Raw genomic sequence first — 13,968 nt, forward strand, 5'->3', positions numbered from 1 at the left:
AAAAATATATACATTCGTTAGACAGGTAAGTGATAGCACTTTCTATCTGAATATAGTCTGACAGTATAATAAGAAATTTTTATTCTATCGTAATGGTTTGGATTGGTTCTTGCTCCTTTTCTATTTGTTCCAAATGCTGGATTAATACATATTCAATATAATTAGTCATGGAACGACGCTCCTTTGTAGCCAGAATACCTATTTTATCAAATACCTCATCTGACAGACGTAAGGTAAATACTTTCTTATTGGTTGCCATATTCCTGTCCTCCAGTTTTAGTATAGATAAATGGTAATCTACTTTTTAAAAATAGTATACTGCCACTTGACAGTTAAGTGATAGCACTTTATAGTATAAGAGTAGAAAAAAACAGGTGAATATGTGAAAAGAAAGATGTAGGAGACAGAGAAATGCGAAAAAAAATAAAAGATAAGAGGGATAAGTTTTGGACAGGAAGGGAATCTGATGATTTGAAGGGACATTTGAGCCAGACGGATAAGCATTTTCTCCTGTATGGCTATTTTGTTGTCAATACTCTTACAGTTGTATTGGTGTTATTGATTCTTGGAATCAGTAACCTGTGGGCAGCCCGGCGGAATGCCGCAGATATGGAAAAAATTATGAATGCTATGAAATCCTATGTGGGGTCTGCCACGGAGGATGAATACGACAGGATTGCTCGGACAATACGGAATGATTTTATTCTTAGTGATTATAATGAGGATGTGGAACAATATATTCAGTATATCCCAAATTCATCAGAAAAATGTCCTGCCTGTATGGGAAACTGTCCGGCACAGGCAGTTCTTGTCAGTTTAAATACTGGTGAATGGTATGTGTTGGATCTGTTTGAACAGGGGGAAGGGCCGGGGGATAATCTGGGCAGCGTAAAGGTAGCATTCGGTTACGATGAGGTCAGCCAGACCCGTATCCGTATGTTAAAAAGTCCGGGAAGAAAAGAAGGTTCTGCAAAAATAGAGCAAGGAAAAGGCATTATCAGCATCCATAAAATGAAAGAACAGTTTTGTGATGAATGCGTCAAAGAGATTCTGAAGGCAGTGGAAGGTCAGGAATTGGAAGAACTTGTGCTTCTTGATATGGAAAAGCATGTTTTTTATCCGTTGGAAGATAAAAGCAGGGTACAGATTGGAGAATATATCCTGAAAACAGAATGGAAAGACAGTGTTTGTGAAATAAAAATTAGGGCTGCCAGTGCAGCGGAAGGAACGATGGAGTGAAGAAAGGAGGTACAAAAATGAAACCGAATAATATACAATTACCATCACTGCCGTCAGATATGCCCTTGGAATCCCTGGAACTGATCTGGCTGTATGCGCAGATGTCGGAAAAGGACCAGGGAATGTTTCGTGAGTTTATCCAGGAAAGCCTTAAAAGGGACGGTCTGCATCCGGATGAAACAGAAGTTTCTCAGGTTCTGCGTAATTCCGGTACAGAGGTAAGCACGAATCTTTTGGAGTATACAGACCTTATGGGAAAGCTGGTAGGGACTTTGATTGCACAGGCATGTGAGCTGGCGGCAATTGTTTACCGGTATTACTGCATTGACAAGAAATCAGTAAAAGAAATTTCCAAAGCACTTCATGTACCAGAAGATTCTGTCAGTCTCATAGCACGATATTATGAAAGAAAAAGGAAGTAACGCTGCATCAGCGGCAGTCCACAAAAGTGGTGAATCCATGGAAACAGGATTTACTGCTTTTTTCATTTCTGTAAAAACAGGTAGACGAAATGGTACGGAATTTATAAGAGCAAGTTTCGCCAGAGTAACTCAAAACCTACTTTGTAGTTTTTTCTTGCCCGGCAACCTTGATGGAGATTCTGCTCCCCATACCCTCAGCCCCTACATATTTTTCAAATATGCAAGTTGGTTCCTATTAAAAATAGTCACAGCGTGATTGTCTTACATTACGGAAAATCAAAAAACTTCAAAAAATAATCCTATTTTCCTTCCCACTAGCGATTCCCAATCGGCTTATATAGTAGGAAGCAAAAAAAGGCTTCCCTTGATCAGGCATGATGTTATGGATACATTTTCACAAAGGAATCACAGAATGGCAAGAAAAAAGCCAGACAGAAAAAGGAGGGATTCATGCGATTTACAAAAAGTGAACTGGAGATGATTTACAAATATGAAGCCACAACAAAAGAGGAAACAGTCAGGGCTTTAAGGAACGGACAGTCAGTAGCCAGAGATGATCTGACACGGATCATCATAAGGAATGCTGCCGACAAATTGGAGAAGTTTCCAGAACCGGAATGTAGTCAATTCATAGCGGAGAATAAGGCGCATTTCATAGGACATGGCAGGAGTTCTGTTTTGTGGAGACTGAATGAAGCAAAGGAATGGTTAAAACAACCGGTATTACAGGGGTATGACATGTTGGGAAGGGAACGGTTTCAGCAGGATACGAAACATATGGTAATCTTTGATGTGCTGAATAATGACAGCCCTGTAGGATTTAGAGGGGAAAGATACCGTTTCTTCCTTTCAGACGAGAGATACCGCAATGCTGTAGAAAGTGAAAAGCGTGGGGAAATTAAAATCCGTAGCCATGCGGCGGTGCTTTCAGGAAAGTTGTATACAGACAAAAAAGCGGAACATGACAGATAACACTTCCATGATAAAAAAGGCAAAAATATGGAAGAAAACACAACAGGGGAATGGAGAACCCGAAAGAAATGTTGAAGAAGGAAGGGAATCTATGCAGAGAAAGAAAAATGTAAGAAAGGAAAGGCCAATCCGGTATGTGGTAGAACATGTATATTCCTGCACGGAGAGTATGGAGGGATTATTAACGGTTGTAAGCGAAGAAGATGTCCGTAAAAATGTGGAGGAAAAATTAAAGAATGACAATATGAGGACGGAGAAGAAAGCTGTCTGAGAAGATAAATTGACGGTTGATACCAGAGGCGGAAAAGGCTATAATGAAGTCAGCGTATTTCTGTCTCTGGATATTGAGTGAATATAGGAGGTCAATATCCAGAATACAGAGAATAAAGAAATATGGACAGCACTTTATGCGAGATTGTCAATGGACGATGGAAATGTTGGCGAGAGCATGAGTATTGGGAGTCAGAAAGCGATCCTTAAACGGAAAGCAAAAGAAATAGGTATCCATTGCTACAAGTTCTATGTGGAAATGTAAATCGCTTATTTGATACAAAGGGCATGGACAGAATATTGGGAAAATCGCTGAAAACAAGGGGTTCCGGCACATTGGGTGTTGCCGGAATCCCTTGTTTGTTTTTGGGGCTGTGCCAGGGCAGCGCGGGAGCGGCGGTTATGGACGGCCACAGTGGTCGCAAGCCCGACCCCTCTGTGGCTGTTTTGACCCCTGCGGCTAAAGGTCTGACCCCTATGGTTGTGAATGTGACCCCTGTGGTCACGATTTTGACCCCTCCCCCTTGTCCAATGTGACCCCTCTGAACGTTATCGAAGTGGTTCAGATACGCTTGAAAAAAGCAGTTCCTTTAGAATAATGGAACCGTGGCAGAGGTAAGAGTTTCATCAGATTAAAGTCTGTCACACATTTATGTAAAAAAGCGGAGAATGCCGTTGAAAGCAAATAAGATTACAAAGGAATATTAATAAGATGTATATCCCTAAAAATATTTAACAGCGGCACAGGCGGCTATCTTGAATTGATGCCATAGGAATTTGGGTACTCGCAGGCGAAAGTATGGAAGAATGGCTTAAAATCAAGGGATTTTGAGGTTTGGTGGGGTTCATCACGGTGGGTGGTGGGCCCCGCTTTTTCGTGTTTTTGGATGCCGCTGATAGGATGGCGATTGGGGCAAAAATCGTACTATCAGGCAAAAGTATACTTTCACGCAAAAGTCAGGGGTTTCCGTGATAGTATGAAACGGAAGGGTAAAAAGGAGTAGGATATTGGCGGTTTTGGGTGAAAGATGTATTAGCTTGACGGAAAATGCTGTTGGAAAACGGGGGATATGATACAAACACGGAAACTGCTCGGAGTTTTCGTGTTTGTATATGAGTTTCCGTGATAGTTTGGAGTTTTGCGTGATAATATAAGGCATATCTTATTGAATCATATCTATTTCATTTTGCGTTTTCCAAAATATTCAAGAAATATTTTTTAGTTTTAAGACCGCAGTAGTATTGACGGAGGTTTAAGACTGTGGTAGTATGTATGCGTGGCCACTACTACAGTCTTAAAAAAGGAGGTGCTGTTAAATGGACGTCAAGCTGTTCGATTCTGAACTGAAAGTGATGTCTGTCCTTTGGCGTGATGGCGATGTTCCGGCTAAGTATATCGCCAAGCTGCTTACCGAGGAATTGGGATGGAATGTAAACACAACCTATACCCTGATCAAGCGTTGTATTAAAAAAGGAGCGATTGAACGTTCTGAGCCCGGTTTCATGTGCCATGCGCTCGTTCCGAAAGAGGAAGTCCAGGAGGCAGAGACAAATGAGCTGATTGACAAAGTGTATGACGGCTCCGTTGATAAGCTGTTTGCCGCTTTGCTGGGGAGGAAAAAGTTGAGCGCCGCACAAATTGAAAAGCTGAAACAGATTGTCAATGATCTGGAGTGAGGTGATGTGAATGAGTCTGTTGCAGATGAGTTTTACCGGGGGCATACTGATTTTAGCGGTCATCGTCATACGTGCTTTGGCAATCAATATGTTACCCAAAAAGGCTTTTAATGCACTTTGGTGGATATCAGTTGTGCGGCTGATGATTCCCTTTTCTATCCCGTCTGCGTTTAGTGTGTATTCGCTGATGGGTAGTCATGCACCTGGCAATGGTTCACAGGCCATTCGCGTACTGCCGATTGGGGCATCCGGGCAGGCAGCGTCTATGCCGGACAGCATCACAAATGCGGTTTCCACATGGACGGTTGTATGGGCTGCTGGCGTGTTGGTCTGTGCGGTGTTATTTAGTCTGGCATATTGGAAATGTCGGAAGGAGTTCCAGACATCCATTCCGGTGGGGAATGACTTCACTGAAAACTGGTTAAGCGTCCATCAGCAGGGGCGCAGGATTTCCATCCGGCAGTCTGGCCGGTTTTCTGCACCGCTTACATATGGCGTACTTCACCCGGTGATTTTGATGCCTACGTCTACAAAGTGGGAAAATACAGATTCATTGGCATATGTTCTGGCCCACGAATATGTGCATATCCGGCGTTTTGACAGCATCAGGAAATTGGTCTTGATCGTGGTGCTGTGCGTGCATTGGTTCAACCCGCTGGTATGGGTTATGTATATCCTTGCGAACAGGGATATTGAACTGTCATGTGATGAGGCGGTTGTCCGCTTTTTCGGCGAAAATACAAAAGCGGCCTATGCACGGGCATTGATCAGTATGGAGGAGACACGGAGCGGGTTGACCCCTCTGTGCAGTAGTTTTAGCAAAAATGCGATTGAAGAAAGGATAACTGCGATTATGAAGATTAAGAAAACTACAGTTTTTTCACTTGTTTTGGCAGGATTTATTGTTGTAGGAACTGCAACAGCGTTTGCCACTTCTGCAAATGCACAGCAGGCCGAATCTGTGGGGCAGGGCAGTGGGACAGAAATAGTAACCAAGCCGGATTCCATTCCGCAGGTTGACGACAGTTTTGGGATTTTTTTCAAGGACGGTGGAAGAACTGCGGGTGCTGACACAGAAGATATGAAAACGGCTGTCCCGGTGCAGTCAGATGATATTTATGGCGCACCTGTAGAAAAAACCAGTGCTTTGGCAGATGACCTGTCTGGAGACAATATTATCTACTTTAACACAGAAGAAGAGCGTGATGAACACTTCCGGGCATTGGAGGCAAATGTGGAGAAAGGCTTGGATCGCTATGCGGGATTTGAGGAAATGTATAAAGGCATAGATACCTCTGCGCCTGTGACGTATATTGTGAAGTAAAAATGCCGGGACGGGATAGCTTGTAATGAAGCAACCATGTAAAAGTAACCGCCGCTATGGTTCACTCCATATGCGGCGGTTTTCCGTTTTAACACATCGGCTTAGGTGTTGTCTTGCAGGGTATTGCAAAAGGGCTGTTGATGTCTCTTTTTCAGTTTCCTGATATGGCAGATGCCATTTATGAACATGACAAGATAGGATGACTGAGCTGTTCCGTACAATAGAAAGCTACTAAATAACATATTTGTTGGCGCTGTTTAAAAGAGTGGGATGCAGGAAAGCCAGTCAAGGTTCTCCGGCTGATTTTTTTGTGCAGCATGGCGGCTGGATGTCCAGCCCGTCCAAAAAGCCCGCGCCCCAATCGCACATGGCATCCAGCACCGGGATAATGCTCCTGCCAAATGGGGTGAGGGAGTACAGTGTCCGAGGCGGCTTGTCCGGGATGACTTCCCGGTGTAGCATCCTGCATTCTTCCAAATCATGTAACTGCTGCGACAGCATTTTGGGTGTCGCTTTCGGGATCATGCGCTGCAGCTCCATGTAGTGGAGCGGTTTTTCTATCAGGTACCAGAGGATGAGGGGCTTGTATTTCCCGCCGATCAAAAACAGCGTGGCCTCCACCGGGCAGTTAAACTGGTCTTTTGAATATTCCATTATCTGTATCCTCTCCTTTTTATAGCTACCCTTTTGGGAAGTATCTACCCAAAAAGTGCATTCTTGCAGAATTTCTGTATCCTGCTAAAATTTAGGTCAACGGTTGACCAACACGTTCAGTATACAATAGAAAGAGAGGATTTGCCACTATGGATTTTATCGAAATTGCAAAGAAGCGTTCTTCCGTCCGGGGCTATAAGGACAGAAAGGTGGAGGAGGAAAAGCTGAAAAAGATACTGGAGGCCGCCCACGTTGCGCCGACTGCGGCCAACCTCCAGCCCGTCCGGCTGATTGTTGTGCAGAGCAGTGAGGGACTTGCGAAGATCGGGAAAGGGGCGAACCTTTACGGAGCGCCGCTGGCGGTCATCGTCTGCGCCGACCACGGAAAGGCATGGGTGCGCCCGTTTGATAAGAAGCAGACCGCCGATATAGACGCCTCCATACTGACAGACCACATGATGCTGCAGGCAACGGAATTAGGGCTCGGCTCCGTGTGGATTTGCTATTTCAAGCCGGATGTTATCAGCAGGGAGTTTGGACTTCCTGAAAATCTGGAGCCGGTCAATATCCTTGCAGTCGGGTATTCGGACGAGGAAGCGGCAGACCCGGAGCGCCACTCACAGACCAGAATCCCGGTGGAAGAACTGGTTTCTTACGAAACGGTATAGACAGTTTTTTACAACTTAATACTGGCATCTGCAGGGCAGGGTGAGATTCCAAAACCGACAGTATAGTCTGGATAGAAGAAGATGAGAACGGGTCTTAAACCGGAAGCCGCCTGTCTATTATCTAAAGGCAGAATGAAAGCCTGTGTTGGCATGGCATTGCAGCGCAGGCTCTTTTTGCGGTTCAGTTTACATCAGATGTGTATCACTCCAGCTTTTCATATCCTTCAATATGGGGATGAAACTTTTTCCAAGATCAGTCAGGGAATACTCCACCTTTGGCGGCACTTCCTGATAGATATAGCGGGAAATAAAGCCGTCCTGTTCCAGTTCGCGGAGCTGCTTGGTAAGGGTGGACTGCGTGATGTCCCCAAGCCTCCGCCTCAGTTCCCCGAACCTCTGCACTTCATATTCCGCGATGTACCATAATATCGTTATCTTCCATTTCCCGCTCAGGATGTTCTGTACTCTGACCATAGCCGCGCATTGGGGCAGTGGCGCTTTCATGTTGCTCATGTGGTTCCCTCCTTTTGGCAGCATTATACGATATTTTATCTATAAGTGCAAGGTACTATGATTTTTGATACCGGTATCATTTTTCGCACTATAAACGAAAAAAGACAGTACTTTTCTTTTTTCTGCCAGTTGCTATAATGTGATTCAAGAAAGGAGGCGGACGGGATAAGCACATCAGTGGATATAGCAGGCATCACGTTAAAGAACCCGGTGATGCCTGCGTCCGGGACATTCGGCTCCGGACAGGAATACAGCGGGTTTGTGGACTTGAACCGGTTAGGCGCAGTGGTCACAAAAGGCGTGTCCCTTGTCCCGTGGGAGGGGAACTCCACACCAAGGATCATGGAAACTGCCAGCGGCATGATAAATGCGGTGGGGCTGCAGAATCCGGGGATTGACGTCCTTATCGAGAGGGACCTTCCTTTCCTCAGAAAGTTTGACACGAAAGTCATTGTCAATGTCTGCGGCAGTACCGTAGCGGATTATCTGGAAGTTGTGGAACGGCTGGCCGGGCAGGAAATAGATATGCTGGAGATCAACATTTCCTGCCCGAACGTGGAGCATGGCGGGATAGCCTTCGGGCAGGAGCCGGGCATGGTAGAGTACATCACGAAGGAGATAAAAAAGAAAGCGGCGCAGCCCGTTTCCATGAAGCTGACACCGAATGTCACAGACATAACGGAGATTGCAAAAGCGGCAGAGGCAGGGGGAGCGGATGCGCTCTCGCTGATCAATACCATCACGGGCATGAGGATTGACATAAAGAAAAGGGCATTCAGCGTGGCGAATAAGACGGGCGGGCTGTCCGGACCCGCAATAAAACCGATTGCGCTGCGGATGGTATGGCAGACCTGCAGGGCAGTGAGCATCCCGGTTATAGGGATGGGAGGGATTCAGTCGGCGGAGGATGCCCTGGAATTCATCATGGCCGGAGCTACGGCGGTGGCAGTCGGGACGGCAAATTTCAGGAACCCTTATGCCATGCCGGAGATTATCGAGGGGCTGGAAAAGTATATGGATGAAAACGGTATCAAGGATCTGCAGGAGATCAGGGGTATCGTCAGTTAGAGATTTTACGGACAGGAAGGAGAAATGACTTATGCATTACACAGGAACGATATGGAGGCCGCCCTATGAGGCATGCAGCGCGCTGATTCAGGTAACGGCAGGCTGCACACACCACAAATGTAAATTCTGCACGCTTTATGAGGACGTGCCGTTTAAATTCCGTATGTCGCCTTTATCAGAGGTGGAAGCGGACCTGAAGGAAATGAGCCGTTATTACAGGAACGCAAAGAGGGTATTCTTTACCGGGGCAAACCCCTTCGTCTTAAGTTTTGACAAGCTGAAAACGCTGGCAGGACTGGTAAGGAAATATTACCCGAAAGTGCAGTCTATCGGCTGTTTTGCCCGCATCACAGATATCACACCGAAGACCGCGGAGCAGTTGAGAGAACTCCGGGAGATGGGGTACAACAGCCTTACCATAGGCGTGGAGGCTGGTGACGAGGAATCCCTGTCCTTCATGCATAAAGGGTTCGGCACGAAGGAAATCATAGAAGAATGCAGAAGGCTGGATGAAGCTGGGATGGATTATAACTTCTTCTACCTTGCCGGGATATACGGCTCCGGGCATATGGAGGAAGGGGTGAGGAATACGGCGGAGGTGTTCAACCAGCTCCATCCGAAGATCATCGTTTCATCCATGCTGACGGTCTACCCATCCTCGGAGCTGTACCAAGAGATTCAGGATGGGAACTGGACGGAGGAAACGGAGATAGAAAAGCTGTATGAACTGAGGATGCTGATTGAAAAACTGAGCATTGACACCTATTTTGCCACGATGGGCGCATCGAACTGCGTCAATGTGGAAGGCCGCCTGCCGAAGGACAGGAAAAAAATGATAAAGTGGCTGGATGAGGTCATTGGCTCCGTGGATGAGAAGGAGCTGCGCAGATACCGTGAGAACCTGCGGCATCTATAAAAATAGCAGGGCATACGAAAGACAAAGAGGAAAAGGGCTCACAGGCCCTTTTTCCGTATGCGGCGGTCTGCCGTTTCCGCTGGCCGGCCGGGCGGCCTGATAAGGGGAATTGCTTGGATAGTGGGGAAGTCAGAGGTAATATGCTTACACCGCGGTTTGCGTTTGTGACGCCTTGTGGGGCATCCGCCACTATATCGGACGGATGGCGATATGCCATATTCGGGTGGTGGCGCCTTCTTTGTAAAAACGTCAACAGCTCTTAATAATTAACAGTAATTGACCGATATATAAAGTGACGAAATAAAACGAAAGGAAGGAAGCGGTATGGCAAAGGAAGAGATTACACCGAGTGAATGGCAGATCATGGAAGTCCTGTGGACGTGCGGGGAACCTTTGACATCCTCTGAGGTTTACAAGAGGATGCAGGGGAATGTGGATATGTCGATGAGGATGGTGCGGGTGCTGATGAATCGCCTGAACCAGAAGGATGTCCTCGCCTACACGGTAGATGAGCGTGATTCAAGGGTTTACCACTATTATGTGCAGAGGTCAAGGGAGGAATGCGTGAAGGAGAAAAGCAGGAAGTTTGTGGACAGCTATTTTTCCGGCAGTGGGACAAATGCGATGGCGGCATTGTTGCAGAGTTTCGCTCTGACGGATGAACAGATAAAGGAACTGGAAGAGATTCTGGAGAAAAGCAAAGACCGTGGTACAAAGTCCCCGGACGAGGGTGGATCCCATGCCTGACTGGTCACAGATCGGCAGTCTTATGGATTTTTGCACAGTGTATTTCACCACTCAGCTTGTGCGATGCGTAGCTTTTTCCTTTATATTTGCCGGGCTTGTGATGCTGCTTCGGAAGATGTTTTTTTCAGGATGGACTTTCTTAAGGGGACTGTTATGGTCATCATTCCTGCTCATCCCGTTCCTTGGAAAGCTGAAGCTGTATTATGAAAATAAGGCTGTGTTGAACATAACGTGGCGGCTGACAACAGCAACCATGTCATGGATTTGGGCTGACCGTATTTATATGGCAGGCATTTTTATAGCTGCCATCTTCATATTCGGAAAACGGCTTCGCCTTCGGAAATCTGTAGCAGGGATGGAAAAGTCTTCCCTGGATAATATCCAGATCAGAGTTACAGACATGAATGTCACGCCGTTCACGGTCGGGCTGCTGAAACCAAAGATTGTCATTCCTAAAGTAATGCTGGGGAGCCACGGCAGGGATGAATTAAGGACTGTTGTACAGCATGAACAGACGCATATTCGGTTAGGGCATTTATGGTTCGGTCTTGCATGGGATATCCTGCGCTGCCTTTTGTGGGTGAACCCATTCCTGACGATCTTCCAGAAACAGTTCCGTGCGGATATGGAGGATGTCTGCGACAGGGTGTGCATACAAAGCAGCGGGAGAACGGCGCACGAATATGGTCTGGCATTGCTGAAAACCCTGAAACTGCTGCGCTCTGGCTCAGATGATACGCCTTCCGCCGTTACCTATGCTGGGGAAAGGGAATTTACAGACATGAAAAGGCGGATGGGTGAAATTGCCAGTTTCCGCCCATACAAAAAAAGGATGTGTGTGGGCATGGCAGCCGTAGCTTTTCTGATGATTGCGGCCATTTTACTGGCGGTACATACACATTCCTATGCACGATGCAATGAAAGCAGAGAAATTATGGTTGGAAATTATGACGGGAAATCCCCAATTATTTCCTACGATACCGAAGAATTAAGCCAGATGATTTCATATGATGACAGATACGTTTATGTTAAGAGGCAAGCCTTTGAGGATTTTTTAGAAGAAAACAATGCAGAAGGGGAAATATGGATTGTTTTCGGCGGGTTTTACAAGCTGCCAGGTTTAACTGGCATAGCACAAAGTTGTATTTACGAAAACAATTCAGAGGATGAGGTAGTGCGGATTCCTTATGAAAGCATCACGGACGACTGGTATTTTTGGTTACTTAAAATGTTATAAGCATTTCGTGTAAAAGAAATGGATTTCAACTAAATTTATTATCAAGGAGGAAAAATTATGGCAATGGAGATTACAAACAATTACAGCAGCTATGCGGCACAGAGCAATGCGGCAGGCAGCACGAAAAAGAAGGAAACTGAAAGCACATCAGAAACAGCAGGGAGCAGCAAGTCAAGAAGCACATCGGATTATGTGAATGAACTGGCAAAACTTGTTCCAAGTGTGGAACTTAAGGTTGGGAATTCTTTTTCAACAGCTAAAAGCGGTAAAACATTGACGATCAATCCGCAGCTTTTGGAAAAGATGCAGAATGATCCGGAGAAGGAAAAAGAAATGAAAGAATTGATTAAAGGTGTTGAATCGGCGGTGAATATGCTGGACAGCGTAATGAATGCCAGTGGATGGAATGTGGTATTTAAGCATGATTATATAGATGAAAACGGAAAATACCGCCAGATTGCCCTTGTCAGAAATGACTTTATGCTGAATATGAGCGACAAGCTCCGGGAAGAAAGACGGAAAAATTCTGAAAAATTTATTGAAAAAACGAAAGAAAAGGCAGCAGAAAAGAAAGTAAAATTAGAGGAAACATTAGAAGAAAAGAAAGCGGAGAATGCAGAGGATGGAACGGTAACTCCGAACAAAGCAGAGCAGCTTTTACATGAAAAAATGGATGATTCCAAAGACGGGACAATTTATCTGAATGACACAGATATCCGGACGATTATCGAAGCCGCCCAGGAAGAGGATGCGGGCAAAACCGTAGTGAAAGATCAGCCGCAGGTTGGTGCAAATCTGGATTTGAAGATATAAGAGGAGGCGAGGATATGAATATCAGCAGTAACAATATGAGAGGGTTTTCGCAGTATTCCCTTTTGAATAAACTGTTTTCGCAGAAGAATGGAAATAAATCTGGCGTTTCCAATCAGACGGGTGCGAATGTCAGTGGAGGGGTGAAGTATAAGCACAGCTATTTGCATTATAACGAGGATGGTGTTCCATGCTTTTCCAAAGAACACGCTGAAAGATGCCTTAAAGGAAGAAGTGATTACAAAAAAATCGTGCCTGTGTCGGAACAGGTAAAAGCAGATTTGGCAGAAGTAGTGAAGCAGGATTTCATTAGCACCAATGGAAAAGGAATACCAGAGGGAAGCAAAAGGCATGATGTAGTTAATAAGTATTTGAGTACAATTTCTGCCAAAGAGTGCGCATCCGCTTCATGGACATTGATTAAAATGGCAGGGGATTATGCTACAAGAATGGAAAAATTAGTAAGGGAAAACAATCCGGGATGGAAGCCGGGGGACGCTTTTGACACGAGCATTTTAAACCAGCTTGACGGAACGCTCGGCGGAGTGGATTTCAGGGCGTAAATTTGGAAATGGAGGATTTGGTATGTCAGTAAATATTGAAGGAAATGTGGGGCAGACCAGTGCGGCAAGCGGCTGGTATCAGAATGGCAGGGTGGTTAGCGCACAGGAAAAGGAAAAAGATGCACCGCAGCCGAAGGCGGACAATGCGGTGAAGGTTTCCGTTTCGCAGGAGGGAATTGAGAACTATCGGAAACAGATCCGTGAAAAAGGGATATCGGGCAGGGTTGTTGCAAAAGGGAACAAGGAGAGTGTTATAAGGCAGGCAAAACAGGCCACAAACGCACTGTCTGCAAACGCCTATGGCGGCGAACTGGCAGGGGAGCTGAAAAAGCTGAAAGGGCAGAGGACAGGAAGCGCATACGGCATTGCAGACGAGATGGAGGATTCCGTCAGGGCTTATGCGAACCTTTATGATGAGATTGTGCAGGGCTATCAGGACGGCACAAGGGAGCGTTATGTGGAGGATGAAAATTCAGAGACGGGTTTCCGCAAAATGACAATGGAGGAAGAATTAAGCAGGCTTGACCGGGCATTCCAGAAGATGGCGGACAGAGCGGATGCCAAGGAAATGATTGAGGGCGAGTTTAAGCGGCTCAGAACTGAAGGAGGGAAAGGGCTTTCCACGAATGCCTCTAAAAAGCCGCAGGGGACGGATGAAAACGTCCCGGAAACAACCGGGCAGAAAATGAAAAGGCTGGCGCAGGAATGGAGGGATGCTTACAAGACTTCTGGCTCTAAGGAAAGCGGTATGGAGAAAGTGCTATCCATGCTGAATAGTATGTTTGGCATTAGTAAAAAGGTATAATTGGATATACAGATATAACCTTTACGCCCTATTCCGCAGAGGCGCATAAAACTCTGCCTCTGCGGACTGCGAGGGTGCAGGGG

At 45.9% G+C, this 13,968-nt stretch carries 18 protein-coding genes; 15 read left to right on the forward strand and 3 right to left on the reverse strand.

Going from position 1 to position 13,968, the window contains the following annotated elements; genetic code table 11:
• Positions 1-79 precede the first annotated feature (79 nt).
• Positions 80-259: a hypothetical protein gene (locus C805_RS10920; protein WP_016213890.1), complete on the reverse strand. Its 180-nt coding sequence runs from the start codon at positions 257-259 to the stop codon at positions 80-82.
• A 152-nt stretch (positions 260-411) separates the two neighbouring features.
• On the opposite strand from C805_RS10920, the gene C805_RS10925 reads away from it, so the two are divergent.
• From C805_RS10925 to C805_RS25115, 7 genes are all read left to right on the forward strand, one after another.
• Entirely contained in the window at positions 412-1,239 is an 828-nt protein-coding gene (locus C805_RS10925; RefSeq protein ID WP_016213891.1) for a hypothetical protein, read from the forward strand.
• Positions 1,240-1,256: 17 nt separating this feature from the next.
• Positions 1,257-1,661: a hypothetical protein gene (locus C805_RS10930; RefSeq protein WP_016213892.1), complete on the forward strand. Its 405-nt coding sequence runs from the start codon at positions 1,257-1,259 to the stop codon at positions 1,659-1,661.
• Positions 1,642-1,917: a hypothetical protein gene (locus C805_RS0104655; protein ID WP_022750969.1), complete on the forward strand. Its 276-nt coding sequence runs from the start codon at positions 1,642-1,644 to the stop codon at positions 1,915-1,917. The genes C805_RS10930 and C805_RS0104655 overlap by 20 nt, the downstream gene beginning before the upstream one ends.
• A 194-nt stretch (positions 1,918-2,111) precedes the next feature.
• The gene (locus C805_RS10935) at positions 2,112-2,633 is read left to right on the forward strand and encodes a DUF5720 family protein (RefSeq protein ID WP_016213893.1); all 522 of its coding nucleotides are present in this window, start codon (positions 2,112-2,114) and stop codon (positions 2,631-2,633) included.
• 91 nt (positions 2,634-2,724) lie between these two features.
• Positions 2,725-2,904, forward strand: coding sequence for a hypothetical protein (locus C805_RS26290; protein ID WP_016213894.1), 180 nt, complete (start codon positions 2,725-2,727; stop codon positions 2,902-2,904).
• Between the two features lie 1,316 nt (positions 2,905-4,220).
• Positions 4,221-4,580 (forward strand): BlaI/MecI/CopY family transcriptional regulator, encoded by a 360-nt coding sequence (locus C805_RS10940; RefSeq protein WP_016213895.1) that lies wholly within the window; start codon positions 4,221-4,223, stop codon positions 4,578-4,580.
• A gap of 25 nt (positions 4,581-4,605) precedes the next feature.
• Complete coding sequence (locus tag C805_RS25115) at positions 4,606-5,904, forward strand: M56 family metallopeptidase (RefSeq protein WP_207637000.1); 1,299 nt, start codon at positions 4,606-4,608, stop codon at positions 5,902-5,904.
• 285 nt (positions 5,905-6,189) lie between these two features.
• Here C805_RS25115 and C805_RS10950 read toward each other — a convergent pair whose 3' ends face one another.
• Complete coding sequence (locus tag C805_RS10950; RefSeq protein WP_016213897.1) at positions 6,190-6,558, reverse strand: winged helix-turn-helix transcriptional regulator; 369 nt, start codon at positions 6,556-6,558, stop codon at positions 6,190-6,192.
• 149 nt (positions 6,559-6,707) lie between these two features.
• Here C805_RS10950 and C805_RS10955 point away from each other — a divergent pair, with 149 nt between their 5' ends.
• Complete coding sequence (locus C805_RS10955) at positions 6,708-7,226, forward strand: nitroreductase family protein (RefSeq protein WP_016213898.1); 519 nt, start codon at positions 6,708-6,710, stop codon at positions 7,224-7,226.
• Positions 7,227-7,412: 186 nt separating this feature from the next.
• Here the strand turns inward: C805_RS10955 and C805_RS10960 are convergent, their stop codons facing one another.
• The gene (locus C805_RS10960) at positions 7,413-7,739 is read right to left on the reverse strand and encodes a winged helix-turn-helix transcriptional regulator (RefSeq protein WP_016213899.1); all 327 of its coding nucleotides are present in this window, start codon (positions 7,737-7,739) and stop codon (positions 7,413-7,415) included.
• Positions 7,740-7,904: 165 nt separating this feature from the next.
• On the opposite strand from C805_RS10960, the gene C805_RS10965 reads away from it, so the two are divergent.
• The 7 genes from C805_RS10965 to C805_RS10995 all read left to right on the forward strand — a co-directional run bounded on the left by C805_RS10965 (position 7,905) and on the right by C805_RS10995 (position 13,885).
• The gene (locus C805_RS10965; protein ID WP_031200940.1) at positions 7,905-8,807 is read left to right on the forward strand and encodes a dihydroorotate dehydrogenase; all 903 of its coding nucleotides are present in this window, start codon (positions 7,905-7,907) and stop codon (positions 8,805-8,807) included.
• Positions 8,808-8,838: 31 nt separating this feature from the next.
• Positions 8,839-9,723, forward strand: coding sequence for a B12-binding domain-containing radical SAM protein (locus tag C805_RS10970; RefSeq protein ID WP_016213901.1), 885 nt, complete (start codon positions 8,839-8,841; stop codon positions 9,721-9,723).
• Between the two features lie 324 nt (positions 9,724-10,047).
• Entirely contained in the window at positions 10,048-10,470 is a 423-nt protein-coding gene (locus tag C805_RS10975) for a BlaI/MecI/CopY family transcriptional regulator (protein ID WP_016213902.1), read from the forward strand.
• Positions 10,463-11,707, forward strand: a complete 1,245-nt coding sequence (locus C805_RS10980) for a M56 family metallopeptidase (RefSeq protein WP_016213903.1) — start codon at positions 10,463-10,465, stop codon at positions 11,705-11,707. Before C805_RS10975 ends, C805_RS10980 begins: the two co-directional genes overlap by 8 nt.
• A gap of 57 nt (positions 11,708-11,764) precedes the next feature.
• Positions 11,765-12,520, forward strand: coding sequence for a DUF6033 family protein (locus C805_RS10985; RefSeq protein WP_016213904.1), 756 nt, complete (start codon positions 11,765-11,767; stop codon positions 12,518-12,520).
• 14 nt (positions 12,521-12,534) lie between these two features.
• Positions 12,535-13,080: a DUF3879 family protein gene (locus C805_RS10990; RefSeq protein ID WP_016213905.1), complete on the forward strand. Its 546-nt coding sequence runs from the start codon at positions 12,535-12,537 to the stop codon at positions 13,078-13,080.
• Positions 13,081-13,102: 22 nt separating this feature from the next.
• Positions 13,103-13,885: a hypothetical protein gene (locus tag C805_RS10995; protein WP_016213906.1), complete on the forward strand. Its 783-nt coding sequence runs from the start codon at positions 13,103-13,105 to the stop codon at positions 13,883-13,885.
• Positions 13,886-13,968: the final 83 nt, after the last annotated feature.

This window comes from Eubacterium sp. 14-2 (genome assembly GCF_000403845.2).
GTDB lineage: Bacteria > Bacillota > Clostridia > Lachnospirales > Lachnospiraceae > Petralouisia.

Coding starts and splice junctions, on each gene's coding strand:
- C805_RS10925 (WP_016213891.1), top strand. CDS start 412: ATGCGAAAAAAAATAAAAGATAAGAGGGATAAGTTTTGGACAGGAAGG.
- C805_RS10920 (WP_016213890.1), bottom strand. CDS start 259: ATGGCAACCAATAAGAAAGTATTTACCTTACGTCTGTCAGATGAGGTA.
- C805_RS10935 (WP_016213893.1), top strand. CDS start 2,112: ATGCGATTTACAAAAAGTGAACTGGAGATGATTTACAAATATGAAGCC.
- C805_RS10950 (WP_016213897.1), bottom strand. CDS start 6,558: ATGGAATATTCAAAAGACCAGTTTAACTGCCCGGTGGAGGCCACGCTG.
- C805_RS10930 (WP_016213892.1), top strand. CDS start 1,257: ATGAAACCGAATAATATACAATTACCATCACTGCCGTCAGATATGCCC.
- C805_RS10985 (WP_016213904.1), top strand. CDS start 11,765: ATGGCAATGGAGATTACAAACAATTACAGCAGCTATGCGGCACAGAGC.
- C805_RS10970 (WP_016213901.1), top strand. CDS start 8,839: ATGCATTACACAGGAACGATATGGAGGCCGCCCTATGAGGCATGCAGC.
- C805_RS10990 (WP_016213905.1), top strand. CDS start 12,535: ATGAATATCAGCAGTAACAATATGAGAGGGTTTTCGCAGTATTCCCTT.
- C805_RS10960 (WP_016213899.1), bottom strand. CDS start 7,739: ATGAGCAACATGAAAGCGCCACTGCCCCAATGCGCGGCTATGGTCAGA.
- C805_RS25115 (WP_207637000.1), top strand. CDS start 4,606: ATGAGTTTTACCGGGGGCATACTGATTTTAGCGGTCATCGTCATACGT.
- C805_RS0104655 (WP_022750969.1), top strand. CDS start 1,642: ATGAAAGAAAAAGGAAGTAACGCTGCATCAGCGGCAGTCCACAAAAGT.
- C805_RS10975 (WP_016213902.1), top strand. CDS start 10,048: ATGGCAAAGGAAGAGATTACACCGAGTGAATGGCAGATCATGGAAGTC.
- C805_RS10940 (WP_016213895.1), top strand. CDS start 4,221: ATGGACGTCAAGCTGTTCGATTCTGAACTGAAAGTGATGTCTGTCCTT.
- C805_RS10995 (WP_016213906.1), top strand. CDS start 13,103: ATGTCAGTAAATATTGAAGGAAATGTGGGGCAGACCAGTGCGGCAAGC.
- C805_RS10955 (WP_016213898.1), top strand. CDS start 6,708: ATGGATTTTATCGAAATTGCAAAGAAGCGTTCTTCCGTCCGGGGCTAT.
- C805_RS26290 (WP_016213894.1), top strand. CDS start 2,725: ATGCAGAGAAAGAAAAATGTAAGAAAGGAAAGGCCAATCCGGTATGTG.
- C805_RS10980 (WP_016213903.1), top strand. CDS start 10,463: ATGCCTGACTGGTCACAGATCGGCAGTCTTATGGATTTTTGCACAGTG.